Consider the following 15020-nt stretch of genomic DNA (forward strand, 5'->3'; position numbering starts at 1 on the left):
GCGCCATTGATCTTATCAACGCCAATCGTACCGAAGAGGTCTTGAGCGTGATCGAACGGCTCGATACGGGGGCTTACGTCTGACCCTGCTATGACCGACCGTAAAGCCCGCGATCTTGATCTTCTCGATGCCCTGGATGCCCAGACCGGAATTGCCTTCGAAGGCGAGGTCTGGCGCATTACCCGCCAAGGCCGGGATGTTTTGGAAGGCGCGTCCGCGAGCGGGCGCTGGGATCCTGGGCATTTCGACGTGCTTTATACCTCGCTGGAGCGCGACGGGGCGTTGGCAGAGGTTTATTTCCACTTGAGCCGCCAGCCGGTTTTCCCATCGAAGCTCGTGTCGATCCTGCATAAAATCCGCGTGCAAACCCGCCGAACGCTGAAGCTCGCCGATATGGCGGCGCTGTCGGCCTTGGGGATACTCTCCGAGCGCTATGCTGACCTCGATTATAGCCGCAGTCAGGAGATCGCCGACGCGGCTTTCTTTTTGGGCTTCGATGGTCTCCTCACCCCCAGCGCCCGCGCCCCGTGTCAAAATCTGATTCTGTTCCTGGATCGGCTCGACCCCGGCGACCTTGAGGTGCAGGCCGCCGAACCGGTCGATTGGAATGTTTGGCGCAATAACCGCCCCTAACGCCGCGCCAGCACCAGCGCCCCCAGAATCACCGCCCCACCCAGCGCCTGATCGAGGCTGGGGGTTTCGGCATAGACCGCCCAACCCCCCAGCATTGCCAGCACCGGACCCGCCAGCAGCATCACCCCGCCCGAGGCGGCGGGGAGGCGGGCGAGCGTAATCAGCGTCAACCCCTGCCCCATTGCCTGACTGATGAGCCCGAGGCCGATGACGGCGGCCCAGCCGGTCGCGCTATGGGGGAATTCCACCCCGCCGCGAAACGCCGCCAAAATCAGCGCGGTGCCGACCGAACCCAGGCTGGTCCACAGAATCACCGTCCAATCGCTGACCAACCCGGCGAGGCGGCGCGTCAGCAGCAGGTAGAGGGTGTAGAATAGGCAGGCGATCAGGGCCAAACCGTCGCCCAGCGCGAGGCCCGCGGCCTTATGGGGCCAGCCGGTCATCACCGCCGCGCCAACAAGGGCAACGAGCAGGGCCAACAGTGCCCGCCCCGCCGGTTTTTCCCGAAACAGCGCCCAGGCGCCCAGCGCCACCAGCAACGGCGAGAGGTTGGCAAGAAAGCTGGCATTGGCAATGGCGGTATGCATCAGCGCAAAATGATAGGTGGTGAGATCGGCGGCGAAAGCGGCCCCCGCGCCCAGTAACAGCGCGCCGACCTTCACGGTTGGGCGCAGGCTCGCCCCGCCGATGGCCCGGCCCCGCATCCAAGCGGTGACGGCGATCCAGGCCAGCAGTGCAATCGTCAGCCGCCAGAAGGCGCTATCCGCCGGGCCGATATCGACCTTGCGCACCATCAACGGCCCCGCGCCGATGGCGACCTGGGCGAGCAGCAGCAACAGCACGGCTTGGGTGGGGCGCATCGGGCCTCGCGCGGAAAACGGCAGGGATAAACGGATACTGGTCATAGCGCGGCCCTCCAAAAAACCATAGCGGAAGGATGGCGCGGCGCTTACCATAGATCAAAGCAATAGATTTGATCTTTCCATCAGGTTTTGTGATGCGACCAACCTTCGATATCGATCTGCTGCGCTGCTTCGTCGCCACCGTCGATCACGCCAGCCTCACCTTGGCGGGCGATAAGCTCGGGCGCAGCCAGCCCGCCGTAACCGCGCAGATCAAACGCCTGGAAGCTATGATCGGGCGGCCCCTCCTCACGCGCGGGCGCAATGGCGCGCATCCCACCGAAGACGGGGTGCGCCTGCTCGGCCACGCCCGCCGCCTGCTGCGCGATCACGACGCCGCCGTCGATGATCTGCTGGCGATTGGGGCAGAAGGGCTCATTCGGTTTGGCGTGCCCGACGATTATGAAGGCCCCTTCGTCACCCCGCTGATTGCCGCCTTCACGCGGGCACAGCCGCGCGTGAATTTGGAAGTCCATTGCGCGTGTAGCCAAGTTTTGCGCGCGCGCCTTGCCGTCGATCAGCTCGATTTGGTGCTGTGCACGCGCCTGCCGGGGGCGGAGGAAGGGCAACTCGTGCGCCGTGAGCCATTGCAATGGATCGGCGCGATGGATCATCGGTTAGAAAGCCAACGCCCGCTGCCCCTTGCGCTCTTCACCGAAGATTGCGCCTTTCGCCCGCACGCGCTGGGGGCCTTGCAGGCGGCGGGGATTCCGATGCGCAACGCCTATACCGGCTCCAGCTTCGCCGGGATTCTCTCCGCCGTCAGCGCCGGGCTCGCGATTACCGTGCTGGCACGGGGCACGGTGCCGCCGGGCTTCCGCGTGATGGGGGCGGAGGAAGGGCTACCGCCGCTGCCGGAAACCGACATTGCCCTCTATCAGCGCGAGAGCCTGAGCCCCGCCGCCCGCCTGTTCGCCCGGCATGTGATCGAGGGCTTGGGGGCGGCGCGAGGCTAACCCCTCCGCCCCACCAAGGCCCACACCCGATGCGGCACCAGCAGCGAATCGCCGGGAAAATCGGCCGCGAGCAACGCCGTCAGCGCGTCGGAAAACCGGGCGACTTCCTCCGGCGGCAGGCTGGCGGCCACCCCGGCACTCGCACGAATGCGGCCCACCCAGGCGGCGGGGGTATAGGGAACGGCGAGATCGAAGGAAAGGCTTTCAAGGCCGGTAAACCCGGCGCAGGAGAGATCCTCGAACCAGGCTGGATAAATCCCCGTGCCGCCCGCGAACCGCCAGGCCGGATTGAAATTGAGAATCAGCGCTTCGGTCGCCGCCACCAGCGAGCCCGGCAGCGGTAGCCAGTCGAAATGCGCAATGACCATCCGCCCGCCCGGCACCAGCAGCCGATGCATCTCGGCGGCGGCTTTTGGGCGGTCGAACCAGTGCCAGCATTGGCCCGCCGTAATCGCGTCGAAACTGCCATTGGGGAGCGGAACCGCCTCGGCTTTTCCCTCCAGATAAGTGACCGAAACCCCCGCCTCGGCATCCAGCGCGCGGGCTTGCACCAGCATGGGAGCCGCTGGATCGATCCCCGTCACCACGGCCCCGCGTTGGGCGAATTGGCGCGCGAGCGTGCCGGTTCCCGTGCCGACATCGAGCAGGCGTTGCCCTGGTCCGCCGACGCCGAACCCCGCCAGCCGGTCGAGCAATTCGGGCGGAAACCCGGCGCGATGCTGGCGGTAATCTTCCGCCGTTTTGCCGAAATCAACCATTCTGCCCCTCCTTGGGTAAAGGCTGCGCCGCCGCTTCCGCCAATAGCCACAGCCGGAAAGGTTCGAGGGCCGGTCGCGCGTGCCGCTTGCACCGCAGCCCATAGTGATAGCCGCTGCGGGTGAAGCCCAGCGGGGCGGCCAAACGCCCGCTCGCCACATCCGCCGCGACCAAATGCCAGGGAGCGAGACACACGCCGAGCCCGGCACTCGCCGCCTCCAGCGTATAATAATAATGCTCGTAGCGGGGGCCGTCGAACCGGGTTTCCGCCCAGCCGATCCGGGCGGCCCAGGCGGGCCAAGCCTCAGGCCGGGTTTGGGTGTGGAGCAAGGGCACGCGGCGCAAATCGTCCCGGCGCGCAATCTGGGCCGCGAGCGCCGGGGCGGCGACGGGGCCGAGCCATTCCGGGAAGAGTGGATGAAAGCGCGACGCGGCGGGGGCTTCGGGCTCCACGGTAATCACCGCGTCGAACCGCGCCCGGTCGGGATCAACCGGGCCATCGGCAGCGCTGAGACGCACGTCAATCCCCGGATGTTCGGCGGTGAAGCGATGCAAGCGCGGGATCAGCCAGCGCATCAAAAAAGTGCTGAGGCAGGAAATATCCAAGACCGCCGCCTGCCCGGCGCGCGCGGCTTGGGTTGCGGCCTCAAGCTCATCGAAAGCCCCCGCCAATCGCGGCGCGAGGGCGCGGCCCGCGTCGGTGAGGCGCGGTTTGCTCTTAGGCCCGTCGAACAGCGCCACGCCCAAGTCTTCTTCCAGGAGCCGTACCTGACGGCTAACCGCGCCGGGCGTGACGCTCAACTCTTCGGCGGCGAGTATCATCCGCCCATGGCGGGCGGCGGCTTCGAAGGCGCGCAGAGCACCCAGCGGCGGGAGAGTCCGTTTCATATGTGTGATTTAATCACATAAAAATGCCGAAAGGATCGTTTTCTTTGGGCCGTAAACCCAGCGCACACTGGCTCGAAACAACCTAAAAAGGAGCCTGATTATGCCGTTCATTCGCACCGCTGTGCGCGCCGGAACCAGCGTTGAAATCAAAAAGAAAATCGTCCAAGGCATTCATACCGCCCTTGTCGATGCCATCGGCATGCCCAAAGATGAACTGTTCAACCTCGTCAGCGACTATACCGACGAAAGCTTCTTTTTCGACCGGGGCTTCAACGGAATCGCCCGCTCCGACTCAATGGTCGTTGTGGAAATTACCCTGCGGCGCGGGCGCAGCGACGCGATGAAGCGCGATCTTTATGCGCAGATTGCCGCGAACCTGAACCGCGATGCGGGTGTGTCGCCGAAAGATGTTTTCATCTTCTGTCACGAAAATGATTATTCCGATTGGTCGGTGGGCAATGGTGTTTTTGCCATGGCGCTCCAGCAGCAGCGCGGGGCCGACTAAAACCCAATCGGCGAAACTTGCGGAACGGGGGGGCGGGCGACCGTTCCTTCGTGGGCGATCAACTGCCGCACCTGCCGCACCAATTTCAGCATCGCTGCATCGTGAATGCCAAGCTCGGTCAAATGGTCGGCGGTATTTTCTAGATAGGCTTGATTACTCCCCCGCTCGCCGTGGCTGCTGGCGATCAGCCGCGCGGTAAGATCGGCGGGTAAGCGCCCGGCATATTGCGGATGGTCGGGAGAGATGACGAAAGTCTGCACCGGCACGCGCGCGCCGCCCTCTAGCCGCGCGGGCACAATGACCGGGCGGTAGGCGTTGTTCGACATTTCCCGCGCCCAGAGATACTCCCGCACCGCGGCCGATTCGGCGGGCGCGACTTGATAGGCAACCCCCTGGCAACAGCCGCCGCGATCAAGACCCAGCACCAAGCCCGGCAGATCGGGCGTGCCGCGATAGCGGTGCGAATAAAGGCAGAAGCGGCGATGGTAGCCGTGCACGACCGCGCGGTGACGGTCGATAAACGGAAAGCCAGGGTCCCAAATCAAGGAACCGTAAGCAAAGACCCAATAAGCCTCGGACGACATGATGGGCTACCCTATCAGGCCTCGCGGGCTACCGAAACCGGCGGAACTTTGGCCGGGCGATTTACCAACGCCACCGCCGCCGCCGTTACCGCCATTCCCAACAAGGCGAGCGGGCCGAGGTGTTCGCCGAACAGGCCCCAGGCGACTAGCGCCGTGAGCGGCGGCACCAGATACATGAGGCTCGCCACCCCCGCCGCCGAGCCGCGCTGGATGAGGGTGAAGAACAGCAAAATCGCCCCGACCGATAAAACCAGCACCAGCCACGCGAGCGCAAAAATGAACTCCGGCGTCCAATCCACCCGCATCGGCTCAATCCAAGGGACAATCGCACCATAGACGAGCGTGCAGACGAGATATTGCCACGCCGTGGCGCTGCGCAAATCAGAAGGCACGACGAACCGCTTCTGATACAGCGTGCCAAAGGTAATGGCCAGCAGCGCGAAAACGGCCAGCGCAACGCCCAAGGGCGGCACGCCCGCCTGCGCCGCAAGCTTCTCCCAGAGTACCAGCAGAACGCCGACCAGCCCCAAGCCCAAGCCCGCCCATTGCAGCGGGCGCACGGCAACCCCCAGCAGCCAGCCGCTCGCAGCCCCGGTCAGCAAAGGCTGCAAACCGACGATCAAGGCGACCAATCCCGCCGAAACGCCCAGCGATAGGGCCACGAACACGCCGCCCAAATAGGCCCCGTGTACCAGCAGGCCCGAAACCGCGAGATGGAGTGCCGCTTTCCCACGCGGCCATTTCACCCCGGCCAGCGCCGCGAGCCCCGCGAGGAGTAGGCTGGCGATGGCGAAGCGAATCAGCAGAAACGTTAGCGGATCGGCATGGGGCGTGCCAAGACGCCCACCGATGAAGCCGGTGCTCCACAGGCAAACAAAAGTCACAGCGGGCAGAACATGGGCGAATTGGGTCATCCCGGCACCCTAACACGGCCTGTTTCCCCCCTTGAACGCGGGTTCCTGCACCCGAGCCCCGCAAAAAACGCTGAGGAAAGCCGGTTTCAGTCTGGAAATTCCCTTGGCGGAAACCAGTGTGGCAGGTTAACTGCATTTTAAGGATCGAACGCTCGACCGACGGTTTCTTTGTTTTTGTCCAGCGGGGACGCATGACTTTAAGACCGCTGCTGCGCCGCCCTGGGGTTATTGCGCTGGGGATTTTGCTCCTGCTGGCAGGGGCCTTGGCCCTCGTGTGGCTTTTGGCGAAAGCGCGCCTGGCTGAAACGCTCGAGGCCGAAGCGGCGGCATGGCGCCAGCAGGGCTGGGATATTCGGTTTACGGTCGGCCCCGCCAGCGGTTTCCCGCTCGCCGTTCAGACCGATTTGACCGGGGTTATTCTGCACCGGACCGGCCCCGCGAGCGATTTAACCTGGAAGGCCGACCGGATTGAGGTGGTGTGGAGCCTCTTACAGCCCAACGCCACCCTCATCCGCCTGCCTGCGGACTCGGAACTCAGCCTAACGTCGGGCGAAAAGCGCCTTGCCGGGCACCTCAGCCTTGCCGAGGGCGAGTTGAGCCTCTCCGGCCCGCGCGCGGGCGGCAGTTTGCGCCTAACCATCGACGAGCCGACTTTACACCTCGCCGCCCCCCGGCCCATGACCTTGCGGGCCGAACGGCTGTCCATCGATCTGAAAGATTTAGCGGCGCGTGGGCGCGATCATCTGGTTGCCACCTTGCAAGGTGGGGTTGCGCTGGAACGGTTCACCGCGCCGCAGCTCAACCTGCTGTTGGCCGAACCGCTGACCCTATCCGTCGGGTTAACGGTGATGGGCGATACGCCGGATGCGCTGACGACGCCCGCTTTCTCGGAATGGCGCGACGGCGGCGGAACGGTGGAGTTGCGCCGCCTAATCCTATCGCTCGGTGGCTTTGCCCTGGAAGGGGAAGGAACACTCACCCTCGACCGGTTGATGCGCCCGCTCGCGGCAGGAACCGCCAAAGTGCGCGGCTTTGTCGAAGGGATCGACCGGCTGATTGCGGTCGGCCTTGTGACCGAGCGCGACGGTCGCCTCGCCCGGTTGCTACTCTCGGCGGTTGCAAGTAGCGATCCGCAAACCGGGCAGCCGACACTGTCGGTTCCCATTACCGTGCAGGACGGTTGGCTGCTTCTTGGGCCCTCGCGGCTAGTTCCCGTCCCCCCCTTACCTTTGCCGGACCCGAGTTGATGTACAACCGCGTCGACGGAGTGTCATGAATCGGTCATTCTATTGCACTTGAGCCGCTTCCCCGCCGCTGGCACTCTGCGGTTAGGGCGGTAGCGGAATGTTCTGCCAAAGGTCGAAAGATACTGTGATAACGCTTCAGTCCACTCGCCGTAACATGCTGGCTCAAGGCGGAAGCTTTTTGCTGGTCGCCGCAGGAATCGGAAGCCTTGCTGGCTGCGCCGACCCGGCTAAGTCGCCTCCCTCCGCCTTCACGCCGTCCGGGTCAAGCTGGAACCTGCTGGTTGATCGGCTGGAGGTGGAAGTGACCTACGTCGCCCCCAAGGTCGCCCCCAATATCGATCACACACTCACGCCAACGCCCACCCAAGCCGCCGAGCTTTGGGCGCGGCAAAAGCTCGTTCCGCGCGGGGCGCAAGCTCCCGGAACCATCGCCCGCTTCATTATCCGCCGCGCCAGTATTGTCGAAGTCGCGCTGAGCACGCCGGGCGGTATTCGCGGCCTAATCGTCGATGACGCCGCCTTCCGCTACGATGCGATTTTGGAAGTCGATCTTGAGATTCGCAATGCGACCGGCTTTCGGGATCGACAGATTTCCGTGCGCCGGGATGCAAGCCGGACGGTGAAAGAACGCGCAACCTTCGATGAGCGGCGCGCGACCTGGATTGAACTCACCAATGATCTTGTGACCCAGATAGGCCGCAGCTTCGATCAGGCGATTCCTGCGAATTTCGGACCGGTTCTCACTTATTGAGGGTGCCATGGCAAAATTACGCAAGCTGGTGAAAACCTTGGAAGCCGCAGGCTGGGTTGAAGTCACCCGCCGCGACGGGTTCGCGCAATGGCGGCACGCGGGCACGGGTCGGCGCGTCACGCTGCCGCTCGGCAAGGCCACGCTGCCGCCTTCGGTGGCCGATGGTCTGTTGGTTTACTGCGGCTTGCCCACGAAGGAAGCTTAATCTATGGCTCGCTATCCCGCTTGGTTGCACCGCCCCGTTGATTCTGGCGATGAATTGGTCGTGAGCTTTCCCGACCTGCCCGGCTGCCTTGCCACCGGCGAGACGGAAGAAGAAGCCCTGACCCAGGCCGAAGCCGCGCTAACGCTGCATCTGGAAGGCTTCACCCAAGACGGTATTGCCCCGCCGCCGCCGCAAGCCCTGGGCGCGCATCTCTCAAGTGCCCCGGCGCAAGCGGCCCTGCTGCTGATCATGGCCCGCCCGCCAAAAGCCCCCGCCGTGCGCGTCAATATTACCGTCGATAAAAACCTGCTGGTCGATATTGATGCCGCCGCCGCCGACAGCGGCCATACTCGGTCGGGTTTCTTGGCCGAAGCCGCGCGGCGGATGATGCGGGGATAGCCCCAAGGGCAGAGTGCGGGAGGCTTGTTTGCAAGATCATTGTTATATGCTTGCAAACGCAAATAATATGTCCTATGTCATAGGGCATGACACAGACATCCTTTGCGGCCGTTGTCGGCCTGATCCAAGCCAACGCCTTCCTTGAAGCGCGTTTTTCCTCTGAACTTGCCTCCGTTCACGGCCTCGGCCTGAAGGAAGCGCTGCTGCTGATGCATCTGGAGCGCGCGCCACTCCAGCGCCTCACGCGGGTCGATATTGCCAAACGGCTGCACCTGAACCCCTCCACGGTAACGCGGATGGCGCTGCCGCTGGAGAAAATCGGGCTGGTCGAACGCCAAGCCGACGCGCGCGACGCGCGCCTTGCCTATGTTGCCCTCACCGAGTCCGCTAAGGCGATTGTGCAGGACGTGCGCGCCACCTTCGAGCGCCGGTCGGCCGATCTATTTAAGGATCGCTGGTCGGAGGCAGAAATCGCCACCTTCGCCAGCCTGTTGGGACGGCTTTCCGCCAATACACCCAGCGATCTCGCCGAATGAAAACGCCCTTTGCCCATCTCATTACGGGTGCCACGGGCGCCGGTAAAACCACTTATGCCCGCGCCCTGGCCGACGAGATCGGCGGCGTGCATTTCGCCATCGACGAATGGATGACCGGGCTTTTTGCACCGGACCTTCCCACGCCCATCACGCCGGCGTGGATCTGGGAGCGCGTCGCTCGTTGCGAAACGCTCATCGAAAAACAGGCGCTTCAGGTACTGGGCCGAGGCCTGTCGGCGGTGCTTGATCTCAGCTTCCTGCAAGCCGCCGATCGCCAAAGAATGGCGACGGCGGTTTGGGCGGCGGGGTTCGATGTGCGCTTGCACTGGCTCGACGTTCCCGTCGAAACGCGCTGGCAGCGCGTGGCGCAGCGCAATGCCGAGAAAGGGCCGACGTACACAATGCCGGTCACGCGCCCGATGTTCGACTATATCGAAACGCGCTGGCAGCCGCCTTCGGCGGAAGAGTTTGCCGCCCTCAAGGGAGTTTCTCACGCCACGGCATGACCTTTCTCGAAGCTGTCAAAGGCGAACCTAGCATCGTGAGATTTTCGCGCATCAGGCCGGGATGCAGGGGGCTCAGGGGCCAGGTGATTGCATCTAAGCTGTTTCGGCTGCGTCTCGGCGAATCGGCAGCCAGCGTCCATACGTCCAGCAGCGCAGAAGCCATTCAGCAGGGCCATACCGGAAAACCGACAGCCACAGGCTGCCAAGCCCGGTTAATCCCGCTGCAATGAGCACAGAAATCACCGCAAGCCCCCCGTATCCGAGTTCGGCATAAAGCCCCAAGCCGTTGAAGATTAAAACGGCACACAAGGATTGGCCGAGGTAGTGGCTGAGCGAAACGCGCCCCGCCGTTTCGAGTATCCGTGCTATGCGACCGTCCAGGCGCGCAATCCACCCGGCATAGAGTATCGCCAGACACGGCCCGCCCAGCGCCAGAAAGGGCATGCCGAACCAACGATCATTTGGCACCGTCGCAATGGAAGCCAGAACATACGCGCCATTTCCAAAAGCCGCCCCCACCCAAAGCCCCCATCGATACCGATGGATCAGGCTTAGAATCCCCTCCGGGGCCGAAAGCAAGCCGCGCCGCCCGGCAATTAGCCCCCAGCAAAAGGCGGCAAACGCCATTGGCCAATTGTAGAGAAGAATAAAAGGCACGGTTTCCGGCCAATCCTGCCAGCGTTGGCCCAAAATCTGCGCAAGCGACCCCCGATAGGCCGCGATAGTCGCAGTCTGCGCGTCCGCGCTCGGCGGTGGCAAAGTCTGGACGAGGTACTCGAGCCCGGTAAAGGCCGGAACGGCGACTAGCAGCGCCAGCACGGCGCATCGGTGCAAAGCCCGGTCGGACACGTCGCGTAACGCCCATAGCCCGAGGCCCAGCAGCGCATAGGTCGTTAAAATATCACCCGGAAACAACAGAAGTCCATGAAGAAGGCCAAGGCCAAAAAGCCCGCACAAGCGCCGCAAAAAGGAGCGCCGGGCCTCGTCGGGCGTTCGGCCTGCGGTTTGAACTGAAAAACCAAAGCCGAATAAAAATGAAAACAGGATGAAGAACTTAGCATCAACAAAAAGCGCCGAGATTAGAAGGGCCGTGGCATCCGCCAGCCCCAACGCCTCGGGCGATATCGTCCCGAATGGAAGGGCGATAAAGGGTAAATTCACGAGGCAGATGCCGAAAAGGGCAAACCCGCGCAGCCGGTCGGCATAGGCGCGGCGCGGGGCAAGGGCTGGGTTCATCGTCAACTGTTTCCGATAAAATGGGGGGCCAGCAGAAAGCGGACGCGGGTGGCGATGCTGCTATCGTCGAGATTTGGGTCGACAATCCTAAGCCCCGTTGCGCCATCGAGGACCAGCAGGATCAAATCCGCCAATAGACCGGGCGGCGGATGTGTCGCGATCGCGCCACGGGCTTGACCAACGGCAATCGCCGTTGACCAAGCGCCCTTCAGCGCCTGGGTGTAGTTGGCGAGAGCCGTTGCTATCTCAGGATCGCGGGTCGCTTCGGCGCTGATTTCGAGGGCGAGCGCTGCATACTCCAGGTTCGCGGAGAGGAGCGCCGCATCGATACAGCGCTCGAAAAGAGCACCGAAATAGTCCGGCGTATCGAGGTCGGCCAAGGGCGCGAGGGCCGCAAGCGCCTCCCCCTGAGCCTCGTGCACCAGGGCCGCAATCAAGGCGGCTTTGCTGGGGTAGTAATGATAGAGACGCCCTGGGCTAATCCCCGCCTCCGCGCAAATAGCGGCGATTCCGGCCCCGTGAAAGCCGCTGCGACGGATACAGGTTTCGGCGGCCCGGCGGATTTTCGCCTGCTGGGCCGCAAAAGCATCGGGCTTGCGGAGACGTGACATGGAAGGCTCCTCTATGCGAGGCATTTAATAATTAGAGTGATCATTTTATTCAAGGACTTTTACCGACGGTCCCATAAACCCCGATCACGCCCGGGAGGACGCGAGTGCGTGACTTCAGGCGCGGGCTGTCTTAGGCTAGGCCAACCTCTCTTATTCCGTTGGCCTCATGTCGTCCTCTCTCGTTTCCCGTGCCAAAACCGTCGCTTTTGCCGGAATCGAGGTGATCGATGTCGATGTAGAGGTCGCCATGACCGGCGGTCTCGTCGCCTTCACCATCGTTGGCCTGCCCGATAAGGCCGTTGCTGAAAGCCGGGAGCGGGTGCGCTCGGCGCTCGCCGCCCTGGGGCTGGCACTGCCCGCCAAACGCATCACGGTGAACCTTGCGCCTGCCGACGTGCTGAAGGAGGGCAGTCACTTCGACCTGCCGATTGCCGTCGCCCTGTTGGTCTCGATGGGGATTCTGCCCGCCGATGAGGTGGCGCAGTATATGATTTTGGGCGAACTCGGGCTCGACGGGCGGCTTGCCCCCGTCTCCGGCGTGCTTGCCGCCGCCTTTGGAGCCGCCGAGCGCGATTTAGGCATTCTCTGCCCCGCCCCCTGCGGCGGTGAAGCGGCCTGGGCGACCGAGAGCCTACCGGTGTTAGCGCCGGTGAGCCTGATGGATCTCATCAACCATATGAAGGGCAGCGCCCTGCTGCCGCGCCCGCGCGCCGAGTTGGCCGAGGATGCGCGCCGACCGCTCGATCTTGCCGACGTGAAGGGCCAGGAGAGCGCCAAGCGCGCGCTCGAAATCGCCGCCGCCGGCGGGCATAATTTGCTGATGATCGGCCCGCCCGGCTCGGGCAAATCGATGCTGGCCCAGCGCCTGCCCGGCCTGTTGCCGCCGCTCTCGCCGCGCGAAGCCCTCAGCGTCGCTATGATCCAATCGGTCGCGGGGCAGCTTGCGGGCGGAAAACTCAGCCGTCACCGCCCCTTCCGCGACCCGCACCATTCCGCCTCGCTGCCCGCGCTGGTGGGCGGCGGCGCGCGGGCTAGGCCGGGGGAAATTAGTCTTGCCCATCACGGCGTGCTGTTTCTCGACGAGTTGCCGGAGTTCAACCGCACGACGCTCGAATCCCTGCGCCAGCCGCTGGAGACCGGCAAAGTCACCGTGGCGCGCGCCAATGCCCATATCACCTACCCGGCGCGGGTGCAGTTGATCGCGGCGATGAACCCCTGCCGCTGCGGCTATTTGACCGATCCGGCGCGCACCTGTGGGCGCGCGCCGCGCTGCGCGGTGGATTATCAGGCTAAAATCTCGGGGCCGTTGCTGGATCGTATTGATTTGCATGTGGAGGTCGCCGCCGTCTCCGCGAAGGATTTGGCCGGGCCGCCCGCAAAAGAAAACAGCGCGACCGTCGCCCAGCGCGTCGCCGCCGCCCGCGCCCGGCAAACCGCGCGCTATAAAGAGACGGGCATCGCCACCAATGCCGAGGTGGATGGCGATCTGCTCACCATCGTCGCCCGCCCCGAGAGCGCCGGCCAAGCACTGCTGACCGAGGCCGCCGACCGGCTGAAACTTTCGGCGCGCGGTTATCATCGCGTGTTGCGCGTCGCCCGGACCTTGGCCGATTTGGCGGGGCGGGAGAGTGTCAGCCGGATGGATATTGCCGAAGCGCTGGCGTATCGGGGACGCACTCACAATTAGTTTTTTCGATTAATTTATTTCTGTTTTGTTAAGAAAACTTACATGACTCGGGGGGTTAAATTACGCCATCTTGACGATGGAGATAGCGGATGCCCCCCTTCATTTATCGGACCCTCGCGTTAGGCGTGGCGCTTTGGACGCCGCTCGTACAGGCTCAGACCATAAACCTCGTCACAGAGGAAAATGCGCCCCTTAACTTTACCGACCCCGCGACGAAAGCAATTGTGGGCACGGCAACCGATCTTGTGAAAGCGACCTTTGAAAAAGCGGGCCTCGCTTACACGCTGCGTTCCTTGCCGTGGCAACGCGCCTATTCGGCGGCGCTCGACACCGCTGATACCTGCGTTTACGCCACAACCGTAACCGAGGAGCGGCGCGCGCTGTTCAAATGGGTGGGGCCGATTGCCCAAAATATCTGGCTGCTCGCTGCGCCAACCGAGTCACCGATAGGCCTCTCGTCGCTGATGGAGGCAAAAAAATATCGTATCGGTGGTTATACCGGCGATGCGAAAACCCTGTTTCTCGAAAAACAGGGCTTAACCGTCGATGTTGCAGCAAGTGACGATCTCAACCTCAATAAGCTGCAAAATGGGCGCATTGACCTATGGGTGGTGAGCGAAACGGCAGCAAGCGTAAGCGCAGCCGATAAGGACGGATATTTCGTCCGTAACGGTCTAAAACTAAAAACAGTCCTGAAGCTGCAAACCGTGGAACTCGCTCTCGCCTGCAATAAGCAGCTTGATCCCGCTATATACCAACGCCTTATGTCTGCGTTTGAGGCAGTGCGCCCCAAACCCTAAGGCTGCACATCCAACAGTGGGTCCAAATCCCGCTCTTCCGCCGCCAATTGCGCACTGGCTTTCCCACCTTGGCTGAGCGTGAGCCGCAGCGCCGCCCCAGCGACGAAAATAGTGCGTGCGGCGCGGGGTTGCTCGGGTGCGGCAAGGAGTGCGGTCAGCAACTCTTGCCACACCCGATCACTCTCCTGGCGCAAGCGCTCCGGTTCCGGCGAGATCGGCGCGAGGGCGAGGCCCAAGAGCCCCAGTTGCAGCCGGGCGGTATCCCGCGCCACCGGGCCGAGGTCGGCCAAGGGAGTGCCGAGATCGGTGGTGATTTGCACGCGGTACAGCCGGTCGTCCTCCCCTTCCGACAGCAGCGCGAGCGCCGTTCCTTGCGCCACTTGGACCGCTTGGCCGAGCGGGCCGGTTTGCGCGTCCCAAGTGGTTATCAGCCCCTGGTCGGCAAGACTCTTTTGCAGCATCGCGGCGCTCTGCCCCAGGGCTTTCGGGCCGAAGCGCGTTGGGGCTTCCGGCGGTGGGCCGGGATCGGGCGCGGGGGTTGGCGGGGGAAGCGTCGCTGCGGGTTCGGGCAGCGCCTCGGGCGTCGGCGGCACGACACTCGGCTCTGGAATTGGTTCAGGTTTTGGGGCCGGGAGCGGCAGTATTGTCGGCTCGGAGGGCGGCTCAACTGGCAGAATCGGCGCGGTTACGGCGACCACAGGCGGCACGGGGAGCCATAGATCCCGCGTCATCGCCGCCAGCATCAGCCCCCCCGCCAGAACGAAGCTGCCATAGAGCATCGCCACCAGCCCACGCGTGGCGGGCGGCGGGACCGGAACCAAGCGCGGGGTGATCGACCCCAGCACCAGACCCACAAAAGCGGCGACCGTTAGGCCGAAGAGAATAAAAATCATCGCAGTCAGTT

Annotated in this window: 19 protein-coding genes; 11 read left to right on the forward strand and 8 right to left on the reverse strand. The window is 63.6% G+C overall.

From position 1 onward, the window contains the following. Positions 1–90 precede the first annotated feature (90 nt). Positions 91–633 (forward strand): RES family NAD+ phosphorylase, encoded by a 543-nt coding sequence (locus ACIQ36_RS02970; RefSeq protein ID WP_395825624.1) that lies wholly within the window; start codon positions 91–93, stop codon positions 631–633. Here ACIQ36_RS02970 and ACIQ36_RS02975 read toward each other — a convergent pair. Next, complete coding sequence (locus tag ACIQ36_RS02975; protein WP_395825627.1) at positions 630–1538, reverse strand: DMT family transporter; 909 nt, start codon at positions 1536–1538, stop codon at positions 630–632. The genes ACIQ36_RS02970 and ACIQ36_RS02975 overlap by 4 nt on opposite strands. A 92-nt stretch (positions 1539–1630) precedes the next feature. Between ACIQ36_RS02975 and ACIQ36_RS02980 the strand changes: the two genes are divergently transcribed. After that, positions 1631–2491 carry a LysR substrate-binding domain-containing protein gene (locus ACIQ36_RS02980; RefSeq protein ID WP_395825630.1) on the forward strand — a complete coding sequence of 287 codons (861 nt, stop codon included), beginning with the start codon at positions 1631–1633 and terminating at the stop codon, positions 2489–2491. Here ACIQ36_RS02980 and ACIQ36_RS02985 read toward each other — a convergent pair. Next, on the reverse strand, positions 2488–3249 hold the full coding sequence (locus ACIQ36_RS02985; RefSeq protein WP_395825633.1) for a class I SAM-dependent methyltransferase: 762 nt from the start codon (positions 3247–3249) through the stop codon (positions 2488–2490). The genes ACIQ36_RS02980 and ACIQ36_RS02985 overlap by 4 nt on opposite strands. After that, on the reverse strand, positions 3242–4135 hold the full coding sequence (locus ACIQ36_RS02990; RefSeq protein ID WP_395825636.1) for a LysR substrate-binding domain-containing protein: 894 nt from the start codon (positions 4133–4135) through the stop codon (positions 3242–3244). Before ACIQ36_RS02990 ends, ACIQ36_RS02985 begins: the two co-directional genes overlap by 8 nt. 100 nt (positions 4136–4235) lie before the next feature. Here ACIQ36_RS02990 and ACIQ36_RS02995 point away from each other — a divergent pair, with 100 nt between their 5' ends. Next, a complete protein-coding gene (locus ACIQ36_RS02995) occupies positions 4236–4640 on the forward strand; it encodes a tautomerase family protein (RefSeq protein WP_395825639.1) in 405 nt (134 codons plus the stop codon). On the opposite strand, the gene ACIQ36_RS03000 is transcribed toward ACIQ36_RS02995, so the two are convergent. Next, the gene (locus tag ACIQ36_RS03000; protein WP_395825642.1) at positions 4637–5224 is read right to left on the reverse strand and encodes a gamma-glutamylcyclotransferase; all 588 of its coding nucleotides are present in this window, start codon (positions 5222–5224) and stop codon (positions 4637–4639) included. The genes ACIQ36_RS02995 and ACIQ36_RS03000 overlap by 4 nt on opposite strands. Positions 5225–5238: 14 nt before the next feature. After that, complete coding sequence (locus tag ACIQ36_RS03005; RefSeq protein ID WP_395825645.1) at positions 5239–6138, reverse strand: DMT family transporter; 900 nt, start codon at positions 6136–6138, stop codon at positions 5239–5241. A gap of 191 nt (positions 6139–6329) precedes the next feature. On the opposite strand from ACIQ36_RS03005, the gene ACIQ36_RS03010 reads away from it, so the two are divergent. The 6 genes from ACIQ36_RS03010 to ACIQ36_RS03035 all read left to right on the forward strand — a co-directional run bounded on the left by ACIQ36_RS03010 (position 6330) and on the right by ACIQ36_RS03035 (position 9782). Then, positions 6330–7385, forward strand: a complete 1056-nt coding sequence (locus ACIQ36_RS03010; RefSeq protein WP_395825647.1) for a DUF2125 domain-containing protein — start codon at positions 6330–6332, stop codon at positions 7383–7385. 124 nt (positions 7386–7509) lie between these two features. Continuing rightward, positions 7510–8136: a hypothetical protein gene (locus ACIQ36_RS03015; RefSeq protein ID WP_395825650.1), complete on the forward strand. Its 627-nt coding sequence runs from the start codon at positions 7510–7512 to the stop codon at positions 8134–8136. 7 nt (positions 8137–8143) lie between these two features. Continuing rightward, positions 8144–8341 carry a type II toxin-antitoxin system HicA family toxin gene (locus tag ACIQ36_RS03020; RefSeq protein ID WP_045774379.1) on the forward strand — a complete coding sequence of 66 codons (198 nt, stop codon included), beginning with the start codon at positions 8144–8146 and terminating at the stop codon, positions 8339–8341. A gap of 3 nt (positions 8342–8344) precedes the next feature. Next, positions 8345–8740 carry a type II toxin-antitoxin system HicB family antitoxin gene (locus ACIQ36_RS03025; RefSeq protein ID WP_395825653.1) on the forward strand — a complete coding sequence of 132 codons (396 nt, stop codon included), beginning with the start codon at positions 8345–8347 and terminating at the stop codon, positions 8738–8740. 86 nt (positions 8741–8826) lie between these two features. Continuing rightward, entirely contained in the window at positions 8827–9276 is a 450-nt protein-coding gene (locus ACIQ36_RS03030; protein WP_395825656.1) for a MarR family winged helix-turn-helix transcriptional regulator, read from the forward strand. After that, entirely contained in the window at positions 9273–9782 is a 510-nt protein-coding gene (locus tag ACIQ36_RS03035; RefSeq protein WP_395825659.1) for an AAA family ATPase, read from the forward strand. Before ACIQ36_RS03030 ends, ACIQ36_RS03035 begins: the two co-directional genes overlap by 4 nt. Before the next feature lie 93 nt (positions 9783–9875). Here ACIQ36_RS03035 and ACIQ36_RS03040 read toward each other — a convergent pair whose 3' ends face one another. Both ACIQ36_RS03040 and ACIQ36_RS03045 read right to left on the reverse strand, forming a co-directional pair. Continuing rightward, the gene (locus ACIQ36_RS03040; RefSeq protein WP_395825662.1) at positions 9876–11018 is read right to left on the reverse strand and encodes a DUF418 domain-containing protein; all 1143 of its coding nucleotides are present in this window, start codon (positions 11016–11018) and stop codon (positions 9876–9878) included. A gap of 2 nt (positions 11019–11020) precedes the next feature. Continuing rightward, on the reverse strand, positions 11021–11629 hold the full coding sequence (locus tag ACIQ36_RS03045; protein ID WP_395825665.1) for a TetR/AcrR family transcriptional regulator: 609 nt from the start codon (positions 11627–11629) through the stop codon (positions 11021–11023). A 166-nt stretch (positions 11630–11795) separates the two neighbouring features. Between ACIQ36_RS03045 and ACIQ36_RS03050 the strand changes: the two genes are divergently transcribed. Further along, the gene (locus tag ACIQ36_RS03050) at positions 11796–13316 is read left to right on the forward strand and encodes a YifB family Mg chelatase-like AAA ATPase (RefSeq protein ID WP_395825667.1); all 1521 of its coding nucleotides are present in this window, start codon (positions 11796–11798) and stop codon (positions 13314–13316) included. Between the two features lie 89 nt (positions 13317–13405). Continuing rightward, positions 13406–14116 carry a substrate-binding periplasmic protein gene (locus tag ACIQ36_RS03055; protein WP_395825670.1) on the forward strand — a complete coding sequence of 237 codons (711 nt, stop codon included), beginning with the start codon at positions 13406–13408 and terminating at the stop codon, positions 14114–14116. On the opposite strand, the gene ACIQ36_RS03060 is transcribed toward ACIQ36_RS03055, so the two are convergent. Then, a complete protein-coding gene (locus tag ACIQ36_RS03060; RefSeq protein WP_395825673.1) occupies positions 14113–15009 on the reverse strand; it encodes a hypothetical protein in 897 nt (298 codons plus the stop codon). The two genes, ACIQ36_RS03055 and ACIQ36_RS03060, sit on opposite strands and share 4 nt — an antisense overlap. Between the last annotated feature and the right edge of the window lie 11 nt (positions 15010–15020).

Source organism: Elstera sp. (genome assembly GCF_044372965.1).
Lineage (GTDB): Bacteria > Pseudomonadota > Alphaproteobacteria > Elsterales > Elsteraceae > Elstera.